Source organism: Shewanella sp. SW32 (genome assembly GCF_025653365.1).
Taxonomy (GTDB): domain Bacteria; phylum Pseudomonadota; class Gammaproteobacteria; order Enterobacterales; family Shewanellaceae; genus Shewanella; species Shewanella oncorhynchi.
Genome location: NZ_JAKKSJ010000009.1, coordinates 52,483 through 74,481 on the forward strand (window position 1 = coordinate 52,483; position 21,999 = coordinate 74,481).

At 47.2% G+C, this 21,999-nt stretch carries 20 protein-coding genes; 9 read left to right on the forward strand and 11 right to left on the reverse strand.

Annotated elements, in window-relative coordinates:
* Position 1 precedes the first annotated feature (1 nt).
* From pheT to lpxM, 3 genes are all read left to right on the forward strand, one after another.
* Positions 2-2,389, forward strand: coding sequence for a phenylalanine--tRNA ligase subunit beta (gene pheT / locus L5M28_RS06955; protein ID WP_263202845.1), 2,388 nt, complete (start codon positions 2-4; stop codon positions 2,387-2,389).
* A 3-nt stretch (positions 2,390-2,392) separates the two neighbouring features.
* Positions 2,393-2,689, forward strand: coding sequence for an integration host factor subunit alpha (gene ihfA / locus L5M28_RS06960; protein WP_006081370.1), 297 nt, complete (start codon positions 2,393-2,395; stop codon positions 2,687-2,689).
* 104 nt (positions 2,690-2,793) lie between these two features.
* The gene (gene lpxM, locus L5M28_RS06965; RefSeq protein WP_263202847.1) at positions 2,794-3,732 is read left to right on the forward strand and encodes a lauroyl-Kdo(2)-lipid IV(A) myristoyltransferase; all 939 of its coding nucleotides are present in this window, start codon (positions 2,794-2,796) and stop codon (positions 3,730-3,732) included.
* 155 nt (positions 3,733-3,887) lie between these two features.
* Here lpxM and hypA read toward each other — a convergent pair whose 3' ends face one another.
* The 11 genes from hypA to hyaA form a co-directional block, all read right to left on the reverse strand.
* Entirely contained in the window at positions 3,888-4,241 is a 354-nt protein-coding gene (gene hypA / locus L5M28_RS06970; RefSeq protein ID WP_028760186.1) for a hydrogenase maturation nickel metallochaperone HypA, read from the reverse strand.
* Positions 4,241-5,257, reverse strand: coding sequence for a hydrogenase expression/formation protein HypE (gene hypE / locus L5M28_RS06975; protein ID WP_263197049.1), 1,017 nt, complete (start codon positions 5,255-5,257; stop codon positions 4,241-4,243). Before hypE ends, hypA begins: the two co-directional genes overlap by 1 nt.
* Positions 5,250-6,389 carry a hydrogenase formation protein HypD gene (gene hypD, locus L5M28_RS06980; protein ID WP_131525472.1) on the reverse strand — a complete coding sequence of 380 codons (1,140 nt, stop codon included), beginning with the start codon at positions 6,387-6,389 and terminating at the stop codon, positions 5,250-5,252. The genes hypE and hypD overlap by 8 nt, the downstream gene beginning before the upstream one ends.
* A 62-nt stretch (positions 6,390-6,451) precedes the next feature.
* A complete protein-coding gene (locus L5M28_RS06985; RefSeq protein ID WP_113939526.1) occupies positions 6,452-6,697 on the reverse strand; it encodes a HypC/HybG/HupF family hydrogenase formation chaperone in 246 nt (81 codons plus the stop codon).
* Complete coding sequence (gene hypB / locus L5M28_RS06990) at positions 6,697-7,494, reverse strand: hydrogenase nickel incorporation protein HypB (RefSeq protein WP_263197051.1); 798 nt, start codon at positions 7,492-7,494, stop codon at positions 6,697-6,699. Before hypB ends, L5M28_RS06985 begins: the two co-directional genes overlap by 1 nt.
* A gap of 187 nt (positions 7,495-7,681) precedes the next feature.
* The gene (gene hypF, locus L5M28_RS06995; RefSeq protein ID WP_411569174.1) at positions 7,682-10,201 is read right to left on the reverse strand and encodes a carbamoyltransferase HypF; all 2,520 of its coding nucleotides are present in this window, start codon (positions 10,199-10,201) and stop codon (positions 7,682-7,684) included.
* The gene (locus L5M28_RS07000; protein WP_263197054.1) at positions 10,194-12,110 is read right to left on the reverse strand and encodes a NiFe hydrogenase; all 1,917 of its coding nucleotides are present in this window, start codon (positions 12,108-12,110) and stop codon (positions 10,194-10,196) included. The genes hypF and L5M28_RS07000 overlap by 8 nt, the downstream gene beginning before the upstream one ends.
* Before the next feature lie 3 nt (positions 12,111-12,113).
* Entirely contained in the window at positions 12,114-12,671 is a 558-nt protein-coding gene (locus L5M28_RS07005; protein ID WP_105252281.1) for a HyaD/HybD family hydrogenase maturation endopeptidase, read from the reverse strand.
* A gap of 7 nt (positions 12,672-12,678) precedes the next feature.
* Positions 12,679-13,353: a Ni/Fe-hydrogenase, b-type cytochrome subunit gene (gene cybH, locus L5M28_RS07010; RefSeq protein ID WP_028760178.1), complete on the reverse strand. Its 675-nt coding sequence runs from the start codon at positions 13,351-13,353 to the stop codon at positions 12,679-12,681.
* Positions 13,354-13,372: 19 nt separating this feature from the next.
* A complete protein-coding gene (hyaB, locus tag L5M28_RS07015; protein ID WP_028760177.1) occupies positions 13,373-15,076 on the reverse strand; it encodes a nickel-dependent hydrogenase large subunit in 1,704 nt (567 codons plus the stop codon).
* A 3-nt stretch (positions 15,077-15,079) separates the two neighbouring features.
* On the reverse strand, positions 15,080-16,216 hold the full coding sequence (gene hyaA, locus L5M28_RS07020) for a nickel-dependent hydrogenase small subunit (RefSeq protein ID WP_028760176.1): 1,137 nt from the start codon (positions 16,214-16,216) through the stop codon (positions 15,080-15,082).
* A 384-nt stretch (positions 16,217-16,600) separates the two neighbouring features.
* Here hyaA and L5M28_RS07025 point away from each other — a divergent pair, with 384 nt between their 5' ends.
* The 6 genes from L5M28_RS07025 (at position 16,601) to L5M28_RS07050 (ending at position 21,962) form a co-directional block, all read left to right on the forward strand.
* Entirely contained in the window at positions 16,601-17,068 is a 468-nt protein-coding gene (locus L5M28_RS07025) for a TlpA disulfide reductase family protein (RefSeq protein WP_028760175.1), read from the forward strand.
* A 3-nt stretch (positions 17,069-17,071) separates the two neighbouring features.
* Entirely contained in the window at positions 17,072-17,290 is a 219-nt protein-coding gene (locus L5M28_RS07030; protein ID WP_028760174.1) for a DUF4266 domain-containing protein, read from the forward strand.
* 151 nt (positions 17,291-17,441) lie between these two features.
* Complete coding sequence (locus L5M28_RS07035; protein ID WP_173496597.1) at positions 17,442-18,761, forward strand: DUF3570 domain-containing protein; 1,320 nt, start codon at positions 17,442-17,444, stop codon at positions 18,759-18,761.
* 130 nt (positions 18,762-18,891) lie between these two features.
* Positions 18,892-19,800: an FAD:protein FMN transferase gene (locus L5M28_RS07040; protein WP_219250500.1), complete on the forward strand. Its 909-nt coding sequence runs from the start codon at positions 18,892-18,894 to the stop codon at positions 19,798-19,800.
* Between the two features lie 20 nt (positions 19,801-19,820).
* On the forward strand, positions 19,821-20,480 hold the full coding sequence (locus L5M28_RS07045) for a response regulator transcription factor (RefSeq protein ID WP_263202849.1): 660 nt from the start codon (positions 19,821-19,823) through the stop codon (positions 20,478-20,480).
* A gap of 84 nt (positions 20,481-20,564) precedes the next feature.
* Complete coding sequence (locus tag L5M28_RS07050; protein WP_263202851.1) at positions 20,565-21,962, forward strand: ATP-binding protein; 1,398 nt, start codon at positions 20,565-20,567, stop codon at positions 21,960-21,962.
* Positions 21,963-21,999 lie beyond the last annotated feature (37 nt).

Sequence of the window (21,999 nt, forward strand, 5' to 3'; positions counted from 1 at the left end):
CATGAAATTTAGCGAATCTTGGCTTCGTGAATGGGTAAACCCTTCAGTCAGCCGTGAAGCATTATCCCACCAGATCACTATGGCCGGTCTCGAAGTCGATGACGTTGAAGCCGTGGCTGCCGATTTTAGCGGTGTAGTGATTGGTGAAGTGGTTGAGTGTGGTCAGCATCCCGATGCCGATAAACTGCGCGTGACCAAAATCAACGTTGGTGGTAGTGAACTTATCGATATCGTCTGCGGTGCACCAAACTGCCGTCAGGGTCTTAAAGTGGCCGTGGCTATGGTTGGCGCCGTATTACCTGGCGATTTCAAAATCAAGAAAGCCAAGCTGCGTGGCATGCCATCAGAAGGCATGTTGTGCTCGTACAGTGAGCTTGGCATTAACGTCGAAAGCGATGGCATTATCGAATTGCCATTGGACGCGCCACTTGGCACTGACATCCGCGATTATCTGCAACTTAATGATGCCGTTATCGATGTGGATTTAACGGCTAACCGTGCCGATTGCTTAGGCATGGCAGGTCTTGCCCGTGAAGTAGGCGTGTTAAACCGCCAAACAGTGGTTGAGCCACAGTGGCAAGCCGTTACGCCAACGACAGATGCACAGGTCACGATTAACGTTAACGCGCCTGCAGCGTGTCCACGTTACTTAGGCCGTGTGGTTAAAAACGTTAATGTGAAAGCGCCTACGCCATTATGGATGCAGGAAAAACTGCGCCGTAGCGGTATTCGCTCTATCGATCCTATCGTAGACATCACTAACTTTGTGTTGATTGAATTCGGTCAACCTATGCACGCTTTCGATCTTGCCAAATTAACAGGCGATATCCAAGTGCGTTTAGGCACTGGCGAAGAGAAAATCACCCTGCTTGATGGCAGCGAAGTGACCATCCCAAGCGATACCTTAGTGATCGCCGATGATGTGCGTCCATTAGCCCTTGCTGGTGTGTTTGGCGGCGAATATTCAGGCGTGAGCGACACGACCCAAGACATACTGCTTGAATGTGCCTTCTTCGCGCCGCTTGCCATTATGGGTAAGTCACGTCGTTTAGGTTTGCACACAGATTCATCACACCGCTTTGAGCGTGGTGTTGACCCTGAGATGCAACACAAGGTTATCGACCGTGCTACGCGTTTAGTACTGGATATCTGTGGTGGTGAAGCTGGCCCTGTAGTGGAGGCTAAATCAGAGGCTGATTTACCCAAACCTGCACAAATCGTTTTACGTCGTAGCAAGTTAGATCGAATTTTAGGCCACCATGTACCAGACACAGATGTGGTCGAAATTCTACAACGTCTCGGCTTCAGTGTGGTTGTGGGCCAAGATAGTTGGCAGGTCACTACCGCGACTTATCGTTTTGATATGGCGATTGAAGAAGATTTGATCGAAGAAGTGGCCCGTATTTACGGTTATAACAATATCCCGAATACGGCGCCTGTTGCTGCGCTGCGTATGTCAGATCATAAAGAATCTGACTTAAGCCTAAAACGCGTGCGTGCCTTATTGGTCGCTCGTGGTTTCCAAGAAGCGGTAACCTACAGCTTTGTCGATCCAAAACTGCAAAATCTGGTTCATCCTGGTTTAGACGCTATGGTGTTACCAAACCCAATTTCCAGTGAAATGTCGGCCATGCGCCTGTCAATGTTCACCGGTTTATTGGCCGCCGTTGGCTACAACCAAAGTCGTCAACAGAGTCGCGTGAGACTTTTTGAAACTGGCCTGCGCTTTGTTCCTGATATCAATGCAGAATCCGGTGTAAGACAGCAAGCAATGCTCGCTTGTGTCATTACTGGGCTCCAAAATGATGAACATTGGGCTATGGAATCGAAAACTGTTGATTTTTTCGACCTTAAAGGTGATTTAGAAGCAATTATCGGCTTGACAGTTTCCGCATCAGAATTTAGCTTTAGAGGAGCGACGCATTCTGCTCTCCATCCGGGGCAATGTGCTGAAATATTGAGAAATGATCGAGTGATCGGTCATATAGGTGCAATCCATCCTAGTTTGGAGAAGCCTTTTGGACTCAATGGTAAAACCATCGTTTTTGAGTTGGAATTGGATGCTTTATTGCATACCAGTTTGCCGCTAGCCCAAGCTGTATCTAAGTTTCCAGCTAATCGTCGTGACATCGCAGTCGTAGTAGATGAGAGTGTATCTGCAGGTGATGTAATGAAATTGATAAGAAAAGTTGGCGAAAATCAGTTGGTTGGCATAAACTTGTTCGATGTATACTTAGGTAAAGGTGTTGAACCTGGCAAGAAGAGCCTGGCGATAGCACTTACATTACAAGACACTACTCGTACGCTTGAGGAAAAAGAGATTGCTGAGACCGTTGGTTCAGTCGTTTCTGCCCTTAAGTCCGAGTTCAACGCATCGTTGAGGGATTAAAGTATGGCACTTACCAAAGCCGAAATGGCAGAACATCTTTTTGAAACACTCGGAATGAACAAACGTGTCGCCAAAGAGATGGTTGAGTCGTTCTTTGAAGAGATTCGGGGCGCACTTGAAAGTGGTGAGCAGGTCAAGTTATCTGGCTTTGGCAACTTTGACCTTAGGGACAAGAATCAAAGACCGGGAAGGAACCCAAAAACAGGCGAAGATATCCCAATTTCTGCTCGTCGTGTCGTGACTTTCCGTCCCGGCCAAAAGCTGAAAACTCGTGTAGAAGCAGCAAACACGGGTAAGTAATTTCGTTTGTTTGATGGGAAAGCCACTCCTTAGAGAGTGGCTTTCCTGTTTATTTTTTCGTGCAATATCTCCATTGTTTTTATCCACTGTCTGAGGTGAATTCTTTGTCAAGACAGCCCAAACATTTTGACCGTCGTTTTAAACTCGCCTTATTACACCCTAGATACTGGGCCACTTGGTTAGTGATTGGTCTATTAGTGATTTTCGGACTCATGCCCGCATGGCTGCGTGATCCCATAGCAAGATTATTGGCAAAAATAGTGATGCCAATTGCCAAAAAGCCCATTAGCGTTGCCAGAGCCAACTTAAGGGCGTGCTTTCCTAATCAATCCACCGCCGAGATTGAAGTGTTAATCCGTGAGAACGTGCAAAACTTCGTTTTGGTATTGTTAGCACAGGGCGAATTGCTGGTGCGCTCAAAAGCGCATTTACGTCGTCGAGTTAATTTAATCGGCTTTGAACATGTGACTAAAGCGCAGGCTGCGGGGCAACCGATCATTTTTATCATGCCCCATGTGTGGCCAATCGATTATGCTGGTTTACGCCTTAACCTTGAGTTGCCTATGGTGACTATGGCCAAAGCCCATAAAAACGGGTTATTCAATTGGTTTAGTAATCGTGTACGCAGCAGTTGTGGTGGCCATGTGTATATGCGCGAGGCGGGCATTCGGGCGTTATTGGCTGAGCTTAAGCGCGGTAACAGTTTCTTTTATCTTCCCGATGAAGACTTAGGTCCTGAACAAAGTGTGTTTGCGCCTTTTTTAGGCACAATGAAGGCAACGCTACCTGTTGTTGGGCGTTTAGCGCAGGCGGGGAATGCCCAAGTGTTGCCAGTAAAGATTGGCTACAATCAAACGTCACGCCAATTTGACCTCACTGTGATGACGGCCGTTGCGCCTGAAGACATGGTGGGCAAAGAAAACGAGGCGTTGGCACTGAACAAAGTGGTCGAGCAAGTGATCTTAGCTTATCCAGAGCAGTATATGTGGTTCCTGCGGTTGCTCAAGACGCGCCCAGAGGGTGAGGCTTCTATCTACAGCTGATGTAGCATGACTGAAATAGTGTGGTTTAAAATGGCTTTGAGCTCTGTGTGCTCGAAGCCATTTTTGTGTTGAAGAGCGTTCTTTATTGATAGTATTCTTTATTTATAGAGCGTTTTATCAATAGCGTTGTCGTTAACAATGCGTATCGTGGATGATTAATCCTCGTTCTGCTCCATCTCAAGTTGCATCAGTAACATATCTTCGCCATCGAGTACGCGAGTACGAAAGCTTTGACATGCAGGGCAGACGACCGTGCGCTCACTCAGTACGGATTCAGTCTGGCAGTCTTGGCAAAGTATCACTAGCGGCTGAATTTGCATATTGAGTAGGGCTTCTTTGCAAATCCCATCAAGCTTGAACGTATCGAAGGCCGTTTGTAGCAGGCTAGGTTCAACCCCGCTCATGACTCCCAGTTTGATATCCACTCGGGTGATTTTATCGGCATGATTGGCCAGCGCGTGCTGTTCGCATTGCTCAATCAGGGCACTCACAATCGAATATTCGTGCATCAGCAAATCCTTGGCAGCAGTTCACCTTGGGGAAGATCGAGATAACGCTTAGTATTCCAAGGCGTTCTTAGTACGACTTTCCCCACTAAATCATCACTCACAGTGCCGATTATCGCTGCATGCTCACAGCGCCCAAAGCGTTGCATGATCTCGAGCGCGCCTAAGGCGATGTCGTTGGGAACAGCGAGGATGAAAGTGCCTTCGTTGGCAAGATCCATGGCTTCGAAACCATAGAGTTCGCACAGACCTTTGACTTCATCGCTAACGGGAATACTGGCTTCATTCACTGTGATGCCGACATTGGAGGCGACGGCCCATTCGTTGAGCACCGCCGATAAGCCGCCGCGAGTCGCATCGCGCATCGCATGAATGGGAATATTGGCGGCGATCAATTGCTCGACTATCGGCCAGAGCGTCGCGCAGTCACTTTGTAATGCTGATTCGAGCGTGAGTCCTTCACGCGCCATTAAAATCGCTGCACCGTGGCAGCCAATATCACGGGAGACAATAATGGCATCGCCCACGGTGACATTCGCCGCGGAAATATTGGGACGCAAGATGCGACCAATGCCTGAGGTATTAATAAATAAACCATCGGCGCACCCCTTGGGTACGACTTTAGTGTCGCCGCAGACAATCCGTGCACCACTGTGTTTTAATTCTTTCGCCATACTGCGGACAATCGTAGTTAACTCCTTGATAGAAAAGCCTTCTTCTATGATCACACTACAACTCAAATACTGAGGTTCTGCGCCCATCATAGCGAGATCGTTGACTGTGCCTGCGATGGCGAGCTTGCCGATATCACCGCCGGCAAAAAATAAAGGGGATACGGTGAAAGAGTCTGTGGTAAAGGCATTAGCACCGTGCAAATCGAGTTTAGCAGCGTCTTCTTCGCTGCGAAGGATTGGGTTATCAAACTCGGCAAAAAACAGATCACGGATCAGTTTATTCATTTCTTTGCCGCCACCGCCGTGGCTGAGTTGAATGGATTTATCTTTAAGCGTATCAGCCATGATGTGGTTCCTTGATATCGATACCTTGATAGCGGTAATAGGCATTGCAGGCACCTTCGGAGCTGACCATGCAACTGCCTAAGGGCGTTTCGGGATTGCAGCCGCGGCCAAAAACTTTACAGTCCTTTGGTTTAGCAAGCCCACGAAGTATATCGCCGCACTGGCAGGCTTTATGATCGTCAATTTCCTTCACAGGTAGGCGGTCTTTAAAGCGCAGTTCGGCGTCTCTGTGGGCATATTCGGGTTTAAGCTGCAGCGCTGAATTGGGGATTGGGCCTAGTCCACGCCAGCGAAATTGCGGTCTGACATTGAAGAATTGATTTACTTTGGCCTGCGCCGTGAGGTTGCCGTCCTCCGATACTGCGCGGCTGTATTGGATATCGAGCTCAGCTTTACCCGCGGCTTTTTGGCGCACAATCCGTAAAATCGACTCCATCACATCGACGGGCTCAAATCCTGCCACCACTACGGGCGTGCCATAGTTTTCGACTGTGCTGCGATAGATTTTTGCGCCACTGATCACGCTCACATGGGCTGGGCCGATAAAGGCGTTGACCCTCGCTTTTGGGTCGTGCATCACGGCATCAATTGCGGGTGGCACTAATACATGATTGATATGAAACAGTAGATTTTCGAGTTTTTCTTGTTCGGCCAGTTGTAACAAAATTGCTGTCATTGGGGTTGAGGTTTCAAAGCCAATAGCGAAGAACACTACGGTTTTATCGGGATTGTCGCGGGCAATTTTGAGCGTATCTAAGGGATCGTAAATTGGGCGAATATCGCAGCCCTTGGCCCTAAAACTGGCTAAAGAGCCTTGAGAACCAGGCACGCGGATCATATCGCCCAGCGTCACAAGAATAACATTTTCTTGGGAGGCAAGCGCCGCGGCTTGGTCAATGCGCTCTTTAGGCATAATGCACACTGGGCAGCCAGGACCATGGATAAATTCAATATTATCCGGCAGTAAATCTAGCAAGCCGTATTTCATAATCGTATGAGTATGGCCACCACAGACTTCCATGATATTGATTTGTTGCTTAACCAATTTAGCGGTTAACTGAATATCCCGTGCTAAATTGGCAATCGTTTGGGGATCGCGAAAGCCTTGATAGAGGTGTTTTAGTTCAAGCATGCTTTTTCCTCGGTGCACTCGATAGGGGTGCGCCTTGCGACTTAATCTTGCACTACTGATGGTCAGTGTATGGCTTCATTTTCAAGCTTAGTGACGATTTCTTTGTATAGTTCAATGCTTTGCTGCGCATCTTCCTTATCAATTTTGTTCATCACAAAACCAATATGGATCAACACATAGTCGCCAATTTCCAGTGGCTCATTCATTAAATGACTGCTGACATCGCGGCGCACGCCTAAGGTGTCGACGGTGACGCTCTGGCGCTCAATATCGACCGCCACCACTTGGGAAGGTATGGACAAGCACATTATTGTGCACCTCGAATGTTGTCTTTAAGCCAAGCGGCTACAGCCTGCATGGAGTCGCCGTCTTTAATTGAGACTTCAATAATTTGAGTTGCTGGATTGAGTTTTTTAAGCTGCGCTCTGGCTTCGTCTAGCTTGAAATCAAAATAGGGCAGTAGATCGCACTTAGTGATAAAAACTATATCGGCGCGGCGGAACATCACAGGATATTTTTCAATCTTATCATCACCTTCTGGCACTGATAGCAGCACGATATTTTTGTGAGTGCCCACATCATAACTGGCTGGGCAGACGAGATTACCGACGTTTTCGACAAAGCAAACATCGAGTCCTTCAAGCGGCAGATGATGTAGGGCACCGTGTACCATAAAGGCGTCGAGGTGACAGGCGCTGCCCGTTTGAATTTGATAGGCCTTAATGCCTTTAGCGATGAGGCGGTCGGCATCGCGGGAGGTTTCTAAGTCGCCCTCGATCACCGCATAGTTGAGCTGCGTGTATTCTTTGAGATTTTCTAATAGGGTGGTTTTGCCACTGCCCGGGCTACTCATGATGTTGAAGGCAGTAATGTTATGTGCCTCAAAGTGGGCGCGGTTATGACCTGCTTCGACATCATTTTTATCTAAAATTTTGTGGATGGCTGACAAGGTTTTTTTATCGTTTAACTGAGGATTTGTGTGTAACTCTTGATGGCTATGCTCATGAGTATGTGAATGGTCATGATTATGCTCATGGCTATGGGCATGCGCGCCTAGATGATCATGGTCGTGGCGGGTAAGGGAGCAGCCGCAGTCTTTACACATTTTACCTCTCCTTGTATCGGCAGAGTACGAGGACTTTGCCTGACAAATAATGATTGATGTACGAATCGTTAATTTGGTTACGCTAATGTTGAGTGTGATACAAATTGCGCTACGGATCTTTGATGTTCGTCAGGTTTATGGGGATAAAAATGGCGAGCGAACATCAGGGCTTATCAAATAAGTAAGGTTATTGACTCTGATGAATGCCATACCAAAGTTGGCCTAGGGCGATGCCGCCATCATTGATGGGTATCTGTTTACTGGATAACACTTTATTTCCTTGGGCGCTGAGCTTGCTCAGGCAGTATTCCAATAGATATTTATTTTGAAATACGCCACCGCAGAGCACGGTTGGGAGGTGTTGATACTGGGCAGCATAATCACAGATAGCATCACCTAATGTGTGTAGAAAGGCGCGGGCGATGGCATAGCATCTATTGTCTGTTAGCGGTTGTGCTGTAATCAATTCAACAATTTGCTTGAACATCTCACTGCTGCGCCACTGGTCGATGTCAAGAGGTAAGTTAAGCGAAATGACTTCAAGGGCTAATGCATCGGCGCGATTGGCCGCGGCTTCTATCGACATGCCCGCTTGACCTTCAAACAGTGTGGTTTCGATTAAGCCTAAGGCGCAGGCGAGGGCATCGAACAGTCGTCCGACAGAGGAGGTTTTTATCGCACTGCCGTTCTGCCAGATCTTATGTAAGTTAGTCAGAGTGTTTGGGCGCATGTTGTTTAATATAGGTAATTGCAATGCGAGTACAGCATCGAGACTCATTTGCTCGAATAATAATGCCAGTAACAACCTCACGGGTTGCTTAATGGCTTGCTCGCCGCCTAGCAGGGCTATAGGCTCAAAGTGCGCCAGTCGCTGCGCTTTATCGAGCGTAGTTAATAGCACTTCACCGCCCCATAAACTGCCATCGTCGCCAAGCCCAGTACCGTCAAAACTAAAGCCCAATACGGGATCTCGATATTGATTAACCGCCATTACGCTGAGCACATGGGCATGGTGGTGTTGCACCGATAAACATTGATTTTGACGGGTATCGCTGAGTTTTACACTCGAGTTTGAGTGCATTTCAGCCCAGCGTGAAGGGGCATAATCTGGGTGTTTATCGCAAATAATAAGATTTGGCGTAAAGTGATACAACCGAGCAAAAGTGGCTAAGGTGCGCTCAAAATACTGCTCGGCGCTGACACTGAACAGGTCGCCAATATGGGGACTTAAAAACACATTATTGCCAAAGCCTAAGGCGATGGCATTTTTTTGCTGTGCGCCCACGGCCAAAATCGATTGGGTCAGCGGTATCTCTAAGGGGAAACTTAACGGTGCATAGCCGCGGGCGAGGCGCAATACTTGCACCTCTGCGGAGGAATCAAGTTGCGGCTGGATCACTTGCACCACACTGTCATCACAGCCATTAATAATCGGCCGATTATGATCGACTATCGCATCCACCACATGGCTTAAGTGACTAATAAGCTCATCACAATCAGTGATGATAGGTTCACCGGAAACATTGGCGCTGGTTGCAACTAATGGCCCTTTGAAGAGACCTAATAGCAAATGATGTAGCGGTGTGTAGGGTAAAAATACCCCGAGTTTATTCAGATTGGGGGCGACAGCTAAGCTGAGATCATGTTCGGCTCGGCTGCTCATCAGCACTATGGGCCTTTCCTGCGAACTCAGCACTCGCCACTCGGCATCCGTCCCTGTGACATAGTGCTGCGCCATGGTGATATCCGCCATCATCACCGCTAGCGGCTTGGCTTGGCGCTGTTTTCGCAGCCGGAGTGCGTTGACGGCATTGTCACTTCGGGCATCACAGATTAAGTGAAATCCACCCAATCCTTTAATTGCCAGAATCTGCCCTTGGCGTAATCTGTCAGCCGCTGCTGTCAGTACCGCAAGGTCCGTACTCAATTCAGGTGTGCTGACATTTGAGGAACTGGGAAGGATGTATTCCCCTTGCGGTGTTTTTAAACTGAGTCTGGGGCCACAGGCGGGGCAGCTCACGGGCTGGGCATGGTAGCGGCGGTCGAGTGGGTTTTGATATTCTTTGGCGCACTCGGGACACATGTCAAAATCGGCCATGGCGGTGTTGTGTCTATCATAGGGTAAAGCATTGATAATCGTGTATCGAGGGCCACAGTTAGTGCAGTTGGTAAAGGCATAGCCAAAGTGGCGATCATCAGGATTATGCATGTCGTTCATGCAGTCTTGGCAGGTACTTTTATCTGCCGATACCGCCACCAGTGCACCTATCGGTGAACTTGGGTCATCGTCCTCATGGCTGTCGCTTTTTATAATCTCAAACGTGGTTTCGCTTAATAAAATCGGCAGTGGTATTTGACTGATATTGTCGATACGGGCAAGTGGCGGTGGAGTGGTATTGAGTACAGTGATAAAGCGAGTGAGGTTTTCATCATTACCTTGCAGCTCAATGGTCACGCCCTTGGCATTGTTGAGCACAGTGCCCGTCAGTTGAAACTCAAGGGCATAACGATAGACAAAGGGGCGAAATCCCACCCCTTGTACTATGCCAGTGACGTGCAGCTGACAACGCTTTAACGTGGCTCCTTTGTGGACAAGGTATTCCAATGCCAGCCTTCGTTTTATCTGCAGGTCACAGTGCTTTTTGTGGCGACTATTGTGCCTATGTGGCTTCATACGTTGTGACTTAACTTTTGGCCTCCTAATCATGGGCATTCAGTTGGCGCTGCTTAACGTAAAGTGCCCCAACGACTAAGTTATCGCCGTCTAAATCTAGGCTGCGATTGACCACTAAGGGGAAGTTTTTGCCTAAGCGTAAGCTGATGCGTTTGCACAGGGTTTCATTGATTAATTCATTGCCCGCTAAGGCTATATTGTGCACACCGATATTTAAATCGATATGCTCGATCCAGTTAGATAAATAGTCCGCCAGCGAGTCTTGCATCGCAAAGGCGAGCTGACTCGGATCGTCATTACCTGCAATACGAAAACTTAAGACAGTGCCTAAGGTTTTACACCAATTTAGGCTGCGGTGGGCTTCACCTTTGGTCAGCGGATAATCGATACGCGGTGCATTAGCACCGTGGTAGCGCATGGCGGCGGCCATGAGTGCATCGCTTAGCCTTGCTTGGCTTTGAGTCTCTTCTTGGGTATTGAGGCCAATTAATATGGCTGCAATCGCCCACAGGCTTTGTAAGTTGTCCCGTCTGCCGTGAAGCTTTAGGCTTAAAAGTTTTAGGTAATCTTCGGGAAACAGGCTCTTAAATTTTTGCGCTACGGCTTTTTGTGGACTGCTGTCCAGTTGATGGAAGATTTCGTAACCGTTATCGGGCAGCTCGGGCAGGGCGAAGAAAAGTTCAGTGTCGCCCTTATTATCGCAGGTGACAATTTGACTGGCGTGGGTATGGCTTAAGTAAATGACCGCAGCATTTTTTGCCTGTTTATGACTGGTAAACTTACCGTTGAGCAGCGCACTGAATAGCGCTGCGTCTGCAAGGGTGTGATTTTCTGTGTTGACTGTATTTTGATTATTATCGCTTAGCATACTGGTGCAATGAATATCACTGTCTTCACTTGACGGTACTTGAGTCAATACTGCCACACTCAGTTCGCCTTGGTGCGATCGTGAACGTTTCGCCGCTTGCCATTGGGCTTGATAACCGTGAAAACTGACTTTTTCCCTTAAGGGTTCTGGAGCGATAAAGTGCTTGGTTTGAACCTGTGTAGAGCTTAAATCGTGACTGGCGATTTGTGCCCAAGCACCATCGACCCACGCTAGCTTCGGCCTATTATGCGGCCCTTTAATGTAAACCCAATCGACCCCTTTTTGTCGTAATACTTCCCCGAGCACTAAGATCACTCGGCTGTAGGCAAAGCAAATGTCGTACAGCGGCGCGCTGAGTTTGTCGTGTTCTTGCGTGGGTCTCGCGCAGATAAGTGGCTTTTCAATACTCGAAAGCGCGAGCACCTGCGCATCGTTCAGACAAAAATGGGCGTTCAGCGTATTGGGATTACAAATTAACAGTTGTGGCCGCTCGCTTAAAGGCTGCTCAAACGGTGTCAGGCTGATTTGCAGATTATCGGCGGCCGCTAATATCAGTGGGCCTTGTGTCAGCAGTCCTTGTGCCATGGCTTTAATATCTGACAAGGTTAACGCTTTTTGTGCGGACGTTAATTGTGTTTCGCCCTTGCAGCAAGGGCAAATTAAATCGAGTGTGCCAAACTTAGCCGACTGATTATCGCCAATCAACGGATAACAATGCTGACAAAAAGGCACTATGGCTTGGTTGGATCCAGACTGTGGAAAGGGCAGTAAGGTTTTACTGCCTTGGGGCTCGTCGATGACTTTAATACTAGAGTCAATCAACCAAGCGGAAATCAAAAAGTCCGCGGCAATGGCATCGGCCAATTGTTCTAGTTGGTTTTGCTCGCCCTGAGCTTCAATAAAATAGCTTTGAGGGCCAAAGTCATGTTGGCCAGCACTATATTGACCTGAGCTATGTTGACCATCACAGCCTATGCTGATATTTAGCTCATCGTAATTTAGATATTGATTACATAAATGCGTGTACAAAGGCACCTGACGTGAGCAGGTAAAATCAAATCTGATGTTTTTCATCTTCTATATACTTTCACCAGTAGTAACGCCACGTTTATAAGAGTCAGGGATCAGCGAGTCGATACTATGCTCGGCAACACGCGTCGCAGTGAACCCAAGGGAGGCTAAGTGGGATAACAAGCTTGATTCCATTAAAGGTACCGCGGCGGCGACTTTAGGGGTCAAGCCTAGCACCATAGGTTCGAGCACGGTTGGGGTGACGCCCAGCACAAAGGTCTTAGGTCTGTCGCCAACCATTTCCATCATATTGAGGGTTTGCAGCATTTCGACTTCATGGGCGCTGCCTTGCCAGTCGATTTCCTTCGGCGCTTTATCAAAATCGAAGAAATAGACTTCGCCCGCTTCTACGCCATTGGCATTAACTGTATCGACCACGATTAAATAATCGTATTGGCAAATAATAGGGATAAGTCCCTGAGCCAAGGTGCCGCCATCGAGCAGCGTTAGCTGGTGGGACTCATGGGTAAACTGATAATTATCAGCTATATAATTGACAAAATGTACGCCGATGCCTTCATCGGCGTACAGGACATTGCCAATACCGAGTAGCAATATCTTCATTGGACTCCTAGTGGTGTGAGTCTGGCTTTGGGTAGTCATAGCCAGAGACAATCGAGTCAACTGAGTTATGTTTGAAGCGTATCCCTGACCAAACCGCCATATAGACGTGGATAACCACAAAGATAACAAATGCCCAAGTGAGGTAGTGATGCCAAATCCTAACTTGTGCTAGCCCACCCATTTGTGCCGTGATCCAAGCGGCGCTGCCCCAAAGCATGCCACCTAAACCTTGGTGATACACATTGGCGTACAACACCAGACCCGTTATACATATCACAAGAGCGACCAGTGAGATTGCTACATAAGTCACAAATTGCAGCGGTCCATAGACACCGGCTTTATGTAAGTGCCCCATCCATAAGTAAGATTTCAGTTGAGTGATCCAGCTTTTTACGCTCATGACATCGCGAAATGAGCGCCGCTCAATGTCGCTTCGGCTGAAAAAATACAGGTAGAAGCGCACTAAAGTGATTGCGGTTAGTACAAAACCGCAGATCAGATGAGCGAAGCGGATCCAGCCTTGTACGAGTACGTCCGTACTTTCAGGCGCCACCAGAAACGGCCAAGCAATATAGAATCCGGTGATCACTAGCACCAGAATTGATAGTGCCCTGAGCCAGTGAAAAATCCGTATTGCCGGACTAAAAATCAGTGTCCGAATGCGGGTTGCAGAATGGTTCATTTTGCGTTCCCTCCCTCGATTATTGACCATTGGGACTGACACGGAACTCGCTCAATGCTTGGCCTTTGAAATCCATTACGTGTACAGAACACGCCATGCAAGGGTCAAATGAGTGAATAATACGTATCACCTCAAGGGGCTTAGTAGGATCTTCCAGTTTCAAGCCAATTAAAGAGGCTTCATAGGGACCCATTTTTCCGTTGGCATCCACAGGACCTGCGTTCCAGGTCGTCGGTACCACGGCTTGATAGTTCTCAATCACTCCATTTTTAATGCGGATCCAGTGGCTTAACATGCCGCGTGGCGCCTCGATCATGGCGTGACCTACATACTCTTTATTTGGATCAATATTGGGTTTTACATAGGTAGATTCATCGGACTGGATATTCGTCAACAGCGCATCAAAGGTTTTTAACCCTTCTTGGGCGACGATGACTGTCTGTAACATACGGGCTGCAGTGCGACCTAAAGTGGTAAATAGAGCCGCTACGGGTAGACCTGTGCGAGCGAGCAGGCCATTGACCGAATCCACGACCACCTTGTTACCGCGGGCATAACTCACCAATAGGCAGGCGAGTGGACCCACTTCGACAGGTTCACCTTGATAACGGGGAGATTTCACCCATGAGTATTTGCCATCACCATCCAGTGTTGGCAATTTGCCGTAGACAGTGTCGCGTTCAACAAAACCCGTGTAATTAGGAATCGTTGTACCGTCATAGGGATGTTGCGGTGCATCGGCGCTATACCAAGCGTGGCTGACGTCTTCGGCAATCAGATCTGGATTCACATCACTGACGCCAGCAAGGTCGCCATTCATGATCACGCCTTGATTAAACATGTATTCGCCATTGGCTAACACAAAGTCATCGGTCGCCATGAAGTTTTTCACGTTTACGCCGCCCAACACGCTAGGCTCAGTACCAAAGGCTTCGGCCGCCATCACGATATCTGCTTGATAGGCACGCAGGATAAAGTCAGTCACGGTCGCATGTTTTTGCTTCCATTCCTGCAGGCGAGCAGGGCTGAGCATGTCGCGCACCGAAGTCACACCACCGACAACAACGGATTGTGGATGTGGTGATTTTCCACCAAAAATGGCTAGCATTTCTGCCGCAACACGTTGTACTTCAAGCGCTTTAAGGTAGTGAGATAGCGCGATAAGGTTTTGCTCTGGGGTAAATTTATAGGTGCCGTTGCCCCAATAAGCGTTGGCAAATGGACCTAATTTTCCCGTTTCTACAAAGCCTTTAACTCTTTCTTGTACCGCTTTTAAATCACCTTCACCCGCCGCTATGGGATGGTCTGTGTATTTCAGGGCAACTTGTGCCGCTTTAGCAGGATCGGCGCTCAGTGCAGAAACCACATCAACCCAATCTAAGCCGTGTAGATGGTAAAAATGGACAATATGGTCGTGCATGTATAAAGAGGTTTGCATTAATGAACGTAAGTATCTTGCGTTCAATGGAATTTGAATTCCTAACGCATTTTCAACCGCCTCAGTACCGCAGCGGTAGTGGGAATAGGTACATACGCCACAGATACGTTGCACAATAAGGCCAACATCCATAGGCGTGCGGCCTTTGAGAATGACTTCAATACCGCGCCAAAGTGTGGAGGATGACCAAGCCTTGTTGATGACGTTATTTTCATCAACTTCGACTTCGATACGTAAGTGACCCTCGATACGTGTGATAGGGTCGATAACAACGCGCTTGCTCATGGGTTATTCCTCCAGCGGTTTGGCAAAAATACTGGCAACGGCATGGGCTCCAATGCCCACCACAGTCGCGCCTAAAATCACCGCACCAATAGTATCTGCGGTCGCATCCAATCCATGGAGGAGTTGACGGCCAAGGGGTTTTTCAAAGTCAGCCATATCGTCCCAGAAGTTAGGTTCTGAGCAACCCATACAACCGTGTCCAGCGAGTACTGGCCAGCTAGTGTGATGGTTAAAGCGCTCGGTTGGGCAGTTGTTGTAGGTGTAAGGGCCTTTACAACCGACTTTATAAAGGCAGTAGCCTTCTTTCGCACCGTGATCGCCAAATTCTTCAACGAATTCACCTGCATCGAAGCGGCCGCGGCGTTCACAGTTATCGTGTACCCGTGCGCCGTAAGCCCATTTAGGTCTATTAAACATATCCAGCGCAGGTAATTTTCCGAACATGATGAAGTACATCAAAGTGCCGACTATGTTCTTTTCACTCGGTGGGCAACCGCCTAAGTTAATCACGGGTTTACTGACCACTTCATGCACGCCTTTAGCCCCTGTTGGGTTTGGATAAGCGGCTTGCACCCCACCAAACGCCGCACAAGTGCCAACAGAGATAATCGCGGCGGCGCCTTCTGCAGCATGCTTGATGATTTCTAACCCCGTGTGGCCTTTACAACCCACAGTTAAGAAACTGCCGTTATTTGCAGTCGGAATCGCCCCTTCAACGGCCAGTAAATAGCGGCCTTTGTAGGTTTCGAGTGCATGTTCGAGGTTTTCTTCGGCTTGCCAACCCGCTGCAGCCATTAAGGTTTCGTGATATTCCAAGGAAATATGATCGAAAATCAGTGAGTCTAGATTGGGGGTATCGGTACGAATTAAAGATTCGGAGCAGCCAGTACATTCGGCCATATGTAACCAGATTAAGGGTACACGATCGGCTAATTCGGCAGCTTCGGCCACTAAGTTACTAAAAGGGAGGGGTAATGCGAGCATGCTCGTCACCATGGCACTCCACTTCATAAAATCACGGCGACTAATGCCGTGCTGTTGCATTTTTTCAATCAGCGATTGTTGTTGACGGGGAGCGAATTGGCGTAACGCATCTAAGCGCGCCTTTCCCTGTTCATATAGGGCTGCATGTGTGTCCATGGGTCAACCTTTTTTGTTATTTAAATGTAAGTTGGTAAGGGTTTACATAATTGACAGTGTCAGTTTAGGCCGTTGGAGTGTAAAGATTATTGATGTATATCAAGAATTTTTAAGAGATGTGACCGAACTGATTTTGACATTTAATTAACATGACGCAGATCTGATTTCACTTTTTCTAATGGGACAAAATGTCTCACATTTGCCATTTTGGATGAAATCGGTCACTTAATCAGCACTCATGTGATTAAGGCGATGCTGATAATTATGGTTCATTCGCGTGGTGAGTCTGGGCGAGCAGGTTAATTAAACTTATATAAGCTTGTTTAAGAAAACCTTAAGATTCAGTTAATAGATTCGAACGTAATCGTTAATGCGGAATATGCTATGAAGAAAATATTATTGTTACTCAGTTTATTGGCCGCAGGCGTACAAGCCGCGCCATCGCTGGACTATCAAGTGTTTAACGCGCAAAACCAAGCCGTTTCCCTGAGTGAGTTTAAAGGCAAAGTCGTCTATGTCGATTTTTGGGCATCCTGGTGTGGCCCTTGCCGTAAATCGTTTCCTTGGATGAATGAAATACAAAAAAAGTATCAAGATCAGGGATTAGCTGTTGTGGCAATCAACCTAGATACAGATAACGAGTTAGCCCAGGAATTCTTAAAACAAGTCCCTGCCAATTTTTCAGTGCGTTTTAACCCCGAAGGTGATGTCGCTCGCAGTTTCGATTTGCTGGGCATGCCGAGCAGTTTTATGTTCAATCGACAAGGTCAGTTAGTACAGCATCATGTTGGCTTTTATGCCGATAAAACCGCTGAATACGAGCAAGAGCTCGTCAATTTACTAAAGGAGTAATTTATGCTTAAACCCGCATTAGTCGCAGTAACACTCATCATAGGTTTGAGTGGATGTTCAAGTTTAGGAGTGCAGCCGTGGGAGAAAGGCCAGTTGGCCCGCAGCGATATGGCGCTCGACAGTGAAAAGCTCGATCTTGCACTCGATGATCATATTTATTTTAGTAAAGAAGGCAGTAGCGGCGGTCGTGCATTTGCTGGTGGCGGATGTGGCTGTAACTAAACTCTCCGTTGGTGTTATTTGCCCTTAGATGTAACGAATAGATGTAACGCAAAGATGTACTAAAACAAATGTGACGAGCAGATGTTCTAAAATCTGGGGCGAAATCCCGCGGTATTGAATAGATTGAAGTGACCTACAGGTGTTGTCAGCTATGACTCAAAAAAAGAACCCAATAAATACAAGACAATCGAAGCAGATAGCGGGTGCTCTCGCATTAGCCAGTTGTGGACTGTTTGCAACAAGTGGCCATGCGACTGAATTATCTAAAAAAGCTGACGACTGGAAGATTGATGCTGCGTTAATGTATTACGGTGAGCAAGATAGAGTACAAGCCATCGAAGCCATAGGCACAGCGCAAAAAGCCTTTGGCGATGACAGTGTGCTGGATCTCAAACTCGTGGTTGACAGTCTAACGGGACCTTCAGCATCGGGCGCTGTGGCCCAAAGTACCAGCCAAACGTTTACTCGACCATCTGGTAATGGTCAATATCATGTTTCAGCGGGGGAAACGCCGTTAGATGACACCTTTCACGATACTCGCGTACAAGCCAATGTCGGTTGGAGTGAAGTGCTAACACCAGATTGGAAACTCAATGTTGGCGCATATGGTTCGAAAGAGTTTGATTATATGTCAATGGGCATCAATGCCGGAATTGAGCGAGGGTTTAATAAAGACAACACCACTTTATTTTTAGGTACGGCTTATAGTTTCGATGTGGTTGACCCCGTTGGCGGTCGTCCGGTGGATTTATCTTCGATGGTCATTCGCGATAACTTCACCAGTGAGGAAGCTTATCGAAGCGCATTCGATGCGACTCGTCAAGGTGGCAGTGATAATAAGCAGACCGCGGATGTGATGTTAGGTATCACCCAAGTGCTTAGTCAGCGCTGGTTGTTGCAGGCCAATTACGGCTTGTCGAGTGTGAATGGCTATTTAACGGATCCCTACAAGGTGCTCAGTGTGGTGGATAACAACGGCATTACTCAGGATTTATTGTATGAGAGCCGCCCCGATTCGCGCTTGAAGCACAGTTTTTACGTGATGACCAAAGGCGCATTAGATGCGGGTGTGGTGGATTTTTCCTACCGTTATAATACCGATGACTGGGACCTCACATCGCATACCTTAGAAACCCACTATCGGTATTACTTTACCGGCAACTTCTATGGACAATTACATCTGCGCTATTACCAACAAACTGCGGCTAACTTCTATCAACCTTTCTTGATGGCGGATACGCCACTGCCAGAGTTTGCCAGTGCTGATTATCGTATCGGTGATATGTCGGCTTATACGATTGGGGTTAAATTTGGCCATAGATTATCGGGCGGTCATGAAATGTCGTATCGCTTAGAGTATTACCAACAGGATCCGAAAAATAACGGCGCTACGATTCCTGGAGAGCTGCAAAACTTCGATCTATTTCCGACTCAGAAGGCAATTACAGCACAGTTTAGTTATTCTTTTTAATACGAAATAATGCTACTGGCTCAGATAGCAAGGCGTTAAACTGTATGGGTAGCTTAGCTACCCATACTCAATTTACCCCTGAACTTATTCAATCGGAATCCCAGTGGGATGCCATGTGAAGAGGTGATTTATGATGTCGACATCATCCCTAAAGACCGCACCTTATTCGTTGCAGCGCCGTGATTGGGGTTATGTGGGCGAATTTAGGGCCATGGCGAGTCCCTGTGAAATACTCATTGGGTGCGATCAATTTGATATTGCAGACGATATGTTGGATATGGCTGTCACTGAGGCGCTGCGTATCGAACATAAATACAGTCGCTTTATCGCGCAGAATTGTCTGTACCAATTAAACCATGCCAATGGTCATAAGCAGCTTATCGATGAAGAAACCTGGCAGTTATTGGCTTTTGCTAAACAATGTTTTCAGCTCAGTGATGGACTCTTTGATATTTCTGCTGGGCCGTTAATGGAACTGTGGCGCTTTGATCCCAAAGCCCAATTGCCCGAACATGGCCGCATACTTGCCGCGAAAGACTTAGTGGGGTTTGAGCGCATCGAGTTTGATTCGCGCCATATTGAGATGCCAACAGGTATGAAATTGGATTTTGGTGGTATCGCAAAAGAATATGCGGTCGACAGAGTCGCCTATGAGTTAGCCGAATGTTATCCAGACATTCCAGTGTTAGTGAATTTTGGCGGTGATATCGCTTGTCCCGTGTCTAAAGTGACGCCATGGCAAGTGGGAATTGAAGATCCACGACACCTTGACCACGCTGCGAGTGTACTGGCGATTAGTCAGGGTGCATTAGCGACCAGTGGCGATACGCGGCGATTTTTTGAAGTCGATGGAAAGCGTTACGGCCATATTGTCGACCCACGCACTGGCTATCCCGTTATCCATGCGCCGCGCTCTGTGACTGTGTTAGGGCCAAACTGCGTGACTGCAGGTATGCTCGCCACTATGGCTATGCTGCAGGGGCGAGACGCGGAAGATTTTTTACAGCAACAAGATGTTAAGTTCAGTATTTTCCGTTAGGGCTCAGTTAAGGACATTGAATGCGTATTATGTTGGTTGAAGACAATGAGTTATTAGCCCAAGGGATTTGCTTAAGTTTGGCAAAGCTGGGAATGCAAGTTGATCACCTTAATAGTTATCAGCAAGCCTTGCTGGGGGTTAAAAATGAAAGCTTCAGTGCCATAGTGCTCGATCTGGGATTGCCTGACGGTAATGGTAAAGAGTTACTTAAAGCTTGGCGCCAGCAGGGAGTGTCAATTCCCACAATAGTTCTGACCGCTAATACGGATTTTGACACTAAGCTCGAATGTTTAGACATGGGCGCCGATGATTATCTCGGTAAACCTTTTGATGTGCGTGAATTAGCCGCGCGTATTCGTGCTATCGTCAGACGTCAGTATGGGCTCGATCACAACATTTTGATTATTGGTGCTTTGTGTATCGATTTTAATACCCGTGAAGTGACCTTTCGCGATCAAAATGTGCTGCTTTCACGGCGTGAATTTCAATTACTGCTCGAGCTCGCTCAGTCGGCAGGGCGTGTATTGACCCGCAGTCAGTTAGAACAGTTAACCTATGGCTGGGATGAGGTCGGCAGTAATTCAATAGAAGTGCATATCCACCATCTGCGCAAAAAACTTGCCAATGAATTAATCAAAACCGTGCGTGGAATAGGCTATACCTTGATTGAAATAAATTAATTTGAAGAGTTAAATGACAAGCTCCACGTTTGTGGGTCCTGATAACGCAGTGATGACTTGAAGCATAGTCGTTAGGAAAAAGAAGTGATTCGATTAAAGGGGCTAGATGTGTATTCACTGCGTTTGGTACTGACATTATTAATTTTGTCAGGTATTTCAGTATCCGTCGCTGTGTCTAGCTGGTTGAGTACTCGGGATTCTAAGCATCAAATCGAAGAACTCTTCGATGCGCAAATGCTCCAAACCGCTAAAATGTTGGAGTTGTTCTATCATACTGAGCCCAATACAACAGCTCAGGATCTCGTCATACCCCAAGTGCTCCACGTTCCCGATAGCCAAATCAGTTCCTTTGCCGAAAAGGCCGATGCGCTGAAACTGGCCTATGAGCATAAATTGGCGTTTCAAATCTGGAGTGAGGCGGGTGAAGCCTTAGTTTTATCGGATAATATTGGTCATCAACCTATCAGTCGATTCGTACAGGGTTATCATAAGAAAGTGTTCGAAGGAGAACTCTGGCATGTGTTCAGTTTTTTTTCGGTTAAAAATCATGTTTGGATTGTCACTGCTCAACAGGATGAAGTACGCCAAGAGCTCGTATCGCAAATCATGCATAACGCCGTGATCGTGCCTTTAATGGTAGTGCCTTTAACATTAATTATTGTTAGCTTTTTGTTTTATCTCTTGTTTCGGCCATTAAAAACCTTTGAAAGAGAATTAATTGGACGTGCGCCCAACGATTTGACCCCGTTGACTATGTCATTGCCTAAAGAATTAGTCCCTGTTCGGCACGCATTGAACTTATATATCAATAGTATCGCGCGATTTATCGCCCGTGAGCGTCGTTTTAGCGCCGATGCGGCCCATGAGCTTAAAACGCCATTATCTGTGATTAAATTACATCAACATGGCTTAGAGAGTCTGATTGATGATGATCCGCAGCAGAAATTCCATTTAGCTGCGATAGATGCTGGCGTAGTGCACATGAGTCATACCGTTGAACAATTACTCGTATTAGCAAGGGTGGACTCGATTAATGAGCTTAATGTGTCATCCCACGCCATTTTGCCTATGGTCGAAGATGCGCTTAATCAATTAATGCCACAAATCACAGATTATGAATGGAATATCGATATCGCATCCAATCTAACGGTGACCTGTGATCGTTTTTATTTGCTACTTGTACTGAAGAATATTATCGAAAATGCCTGTAAATACAGTCCACAGGAATCGGAGATTTCAGTGTTGGCCCATGCTTTGGATGATGAAATCTGTATTTGTGTCGCGGATCGAGGCCAAGGCATGACAGAGCCGCAGATTGCCAATGCGACAGAACGTTTTTATCGTGTGAATGAAAATGAAGGCATAGGCGCGGGATTAGGTTTGTCTATCTGTTATCACATCATAGAATTGCACCAAGGTCGTTTAGTGATTGCGCCTAGGGATCAAGGTGGATTATCTGTGACACTTTTTCTGCCAAAATAGTTCAGGCAATGAAATGTTAAAATAGATCCGCAGTTTC

Coding starts and splice junctions, on each gene's coding strand:
- cybH (WP_028760178.1), bottom strand. CDS start 13,353: ATGAACCATTCTGCAACCCGCATTCGGACACTGATTTTTAGTCCGGCA.
- ihfA (WP_006081370.1), top strand. CDS start 2,393: ATGGCACTTACCAAAGCCGAAATGGCAGAACATCTTTTTGAAACACTC.
- pheT (WP_263202845.1), top strand. CDS start 2: ATGAAATTTAGCGAATCTTGGCTTCGTGAATGGGTAAACCCTTCAGTC.
- hypA (WP_028760186.1), bottom strand. CDS start 4,241: ATGCACGAATATTCGATTGTGAGTGCCCTGATTGAGCAATGCGAACAG.
- hyaA (WP_028760176.1), bottom strand. CDS start 16,216: ATGGACACACATGCAGCCCTATATGAACAGGGAAAGGCGCGCTTAGAT.
- L5M28_RS06985 (WP_113939526.1), bottom strand. CDS start 6,697: ATGTGCTTGTCCATACCTTCCCAAGTGGTGGCGGTCGATATTGAGCGC.
- L5M28_RS07000 (WP_263197054.1), bottom strand. CDS start 12,110: ATGAAAAACATCAGATTTGATTTTACCTGCTCACGTCAGGTGCCTTTG.
- L5M28_RS07045 (WP_263202849.1), top strand. CDS start 19,821: ATGCGTATTATGTTGGTTGAAGACAATGAGTTATTAGCCCAAGGGATT.
- hypB (WP_263197051.1), bottom strand. CDS start 7,494: ATGTGTAAAGACTGCGGCTGCTCCCTTACCCGCCACGACCATGATCAT.
- L5M28_RS07030 (WP_028760174.1), top strand. CDS start 17,072: ATGCTTAAACCCGCATTAGTCGCAGTAACACTCATCATAGGTTTGAGT.
- L5M28_RS07040 (WP_219250500.1), top strand. CDS start 18,892: ATGATGTCGACATCATCCCTAAAGACCGCACCTTATTCGTTGCAGCGC.
- hypD (WP_131525472.1), bottom strand. CDS start 6,389: ATGCTTGAACTAAAACACCTCTATCAAGGCTTTCGCGATCCCCAAACG.
- hypF (WP_411569174.1), bottom strand. CDS start 10,201: ATGATTAGGAGGCCAAAAGTTAAGTCACAACGTATGAAGCCACATAGG.
- L5M28_RS07005 (WP_105252281.1), bottom strand. CDS start 12,671: ATGAAGATATTGCTACTCGGTATTGGCAATGTCCTGTACGCCGATGAA.
- hypE (WP_263197049.1), bottom strand. CDS start 5,257: ATGGCTGATACGCTTAAAGATAAATCCATTCAACTCAGCCACGGCGGT.
- L5M28_RS07035 (WP_173496597.1), top strand. CDS start 17,442: ATGACTCAAAAAAAGAACCCAATAAATACAAGACAATCGAAGCAGATA.
- L5M28_RS07025 (WP_028760175.1), top strand. CDS start 16,601: ATGAAGAAAATATTATTGTTACTCAGTTTATTGGCCGCAGGCGTACAA.
- hyaB (WP_028760177.1), bottom strand. CDS start 15,076: ATGAGCAAGCGCGTTGTTATCGACCCTATCACACGTATCGAGGGTCAC.